Below are 2,367 nucleotides of genomic sequence, written 5' to 3'. Positions count from 1 at the left end.
GGAGAAAGATGAATTTAGCAACAACTATCACAAAAAAGGAAATCAAAAGCTATTTTAATTCACCTGCAGCCTATATAGGTCTGGTAATTTTTCTTTTACTAAGCGGTTGGTTTTTTGCCAGTCCATTATTTATAAACAATCAGGCTAACTTACGTACATTATTTGGAATAATCCCTCTCTTATATTTGTTCGTTATACCTGCAATTACGATGGGGCTTCTCTCACGTGAAAAGAATACCGGTACGATGGAGCTTTTGGCAACTCCAAAGGTAATATTTTTGGATGAACCTACCTCTGGACTCTCTGCTGTGGATACCAAAATGGTAATGAAACAGCTAAAAGAGTTGACCGAAAATGGAATTACAATAATCATAACCATCCACCAACCAAGTATCGATAACTATAAGTTTATGGACAATCAGATTATACTCTCTTATGGTAAGTTGGCATACTATGGAGCAACCTACCCCAATTCTATAGAGTACTTCAATCCAAACGGTGACAGTGAGAAGCTTATAAACAATCCCGATAATGCTCTTATAGGGTTAGACAATGCAGAAAAGAGAGTGGGCGAAGATAAGTTAGATGCAAAAAAAGAGAGAAATAAAAAGGGGCTATATTGGAAAAAGCAGTATAAAAAATCAAAAGAACACAAAGAGTTTGTAACAGATAGAGAGAGTAAAAAGAGTAAGAAGAATCTAAAAAATATCTCTGCATCTGGGTTTAGTCAATGGCTAACTTTGACAGCTAGATATATGAGGATAAAGCTAAAAGATATTGCCAATACCTCTATCTTGTTAGCACAAGCCCCACTTATAGCCATTATGATTGCGATGCTCTTCTCTGAGTCTGACTATATCAATATGCCTGTGACACTATTTTTTGTCTTGGCAATCTCGGCTATTTGGTTTGGAACGATTAATGCTTCAAGGGAGATAGTCGCTGAAAAAGCAATATTTGAACGAGAGAGAATGTCAGGAGTCAAGCTTCTGCCCTATCTGATGTCTAAGTTTATTGTTCTCTCTTTGCTATGTACCTTGCAGAGTGTTGCACTGGTAGGCATTGTTCAGCTGATGCTACCACTTGGATTTGCAGAAGCTCTATGGGAGGTTCTATTACTTGTCTTTCTCACCTCACTTGGTGGACTCAGTATCGGGCTTTTGGTCTCGACACTAGCCAAATCACAAGCCCAAGCTTTGGGGTTGATTCCTCTGGTACTTCTACCTATGATTATCTTTGGTGGTGGGATGTTGAGTGTCAAACAGATGAGTGAAAATGAGAATAAGTTTGCTTACTTTATGTCACAAGGTACGCCAACCAAATGGGCATTGGAGGAGATAACCAAAATCTATGTGGAAGGGGCAGACAAGAGAGATGATTGTAGAGAAAATAGCCAAATCGTTTGGAAAGGAGAAAAAAACAAGAAATATCTTGGGAAATCATGCTCGGATATTTATGAAGATAAGAGTCAAGAGTTTGTAGCGTGTAATGCGAGATTTGATAGCTGTATTGAGAGTAGAAAATTCAATAAAGCTAACTACGGAGAGCATCAATCAAAGACGGAGCTGGTATATATGATGTTAGCGATATTTATCCTGTTCCCACTGATTGTTGTGCTTATTATACTTAAAGGAAGGGATAATTTATGATAAAGAGATTTTTAGGTTTTACGCTACTACTAGTGGCGATGATTTTAAACAGTGGATGTTCAAAAGTGGTTCAGAGCATGGCAGATAATGTTGACTATAAGTTGGTCAAAGTAGATATAAATGTGATGCAAAATAGCCAAAATATATTGGGTGCTATCTTTAGTGGCAATATCGCCTCATTGGCAAAGGTAAATATCACACCACACATTCGACTTACAAATAACAATAATATGGACTTTGAGATATACAAAACAGAGTATAGAGTCTTTGTTGATAACTCACAGATTGCAGATGGCGTATCCAATGCTACTCTGACACTAAAAGCACATGAGACCAAAGATTTGGCACTGCCTATTGAGATAAAAATGGACAGAGTAGCTACGGGTAGTATGGATATTCTGGTGAGTCAAGATATGAGTAGGATTAAGGTTTTGGGTAAGAACTATGTTAGGACTGGTGCTGGTAATTTTGTGGTTGGTTTTGTTATTGAGGATAACAGGGTGAAGATTGAGTCTGTTGATGGTGTGGGAGGGAAGTAGTCATGAGTTCTGAACAAATAACTGGCTTAATCATAATAGGAGTCTCTTTATTTTTATTTATATTTAATACTTATGTTTTTTATAAGGTGGGCAAAAAACTAGGTAATGAAGAGCCCTATTGGTCATATCTGATTCCAATCTATAATATTTGGCTTCTTATTAGAGCAATAGGTGGAGGT

General features: G+C 37.2%; 2 protein-coding genes. Both read left to right on the top strand.

The window, feature by feature from the left end; all coding sequences use genetic code 11:
* Window positions 1–245 precede the first annotated feature (245 nt).
* The gene (locus GSY74_RS03315) at window positions 246–1,649 is read left to right on the top strand and encodes an ABC transporter permease (RefSeq protein WP_164663688.1); all 1,404 of its coding nucleotides are present in this window, start codon (window positions 246–248) and stop codon (window positions 1,647–1,649) included.
* Complete coding sequence (locus tag GSY74_RS03310) at window positions 1,646–2,188, top strand: LEA type 2 family protein (RefSeq protein WP_164663687.1); 543 nt, start codon at window positions 1,646–1,648, stop codon at window positions 2,186–2,188. The genes GSY74_RS03315 and GSY74_RS03310 overlap by 4 nt, the downstream gene beginning before the upstream one ends.
* Window positions 2,189–2,367 lie beyond the last annotated feature (179 nt).

The sequence above is a fragment of the Sulfurovum sp. bin170 genome (assembly GCF_010892395.1).
In the GTDB taxonomy this organism is placed as follows: domain Bacteria; phylum Campylobacterota; class Campylobacteria; order Campylobacterales; family Sulfurovaceae; genus UBA1140.
Note: the sequence above shows the minus strand (reverse complement) of the source record. Positions and strands in the feature narration are given on the sequence as shown.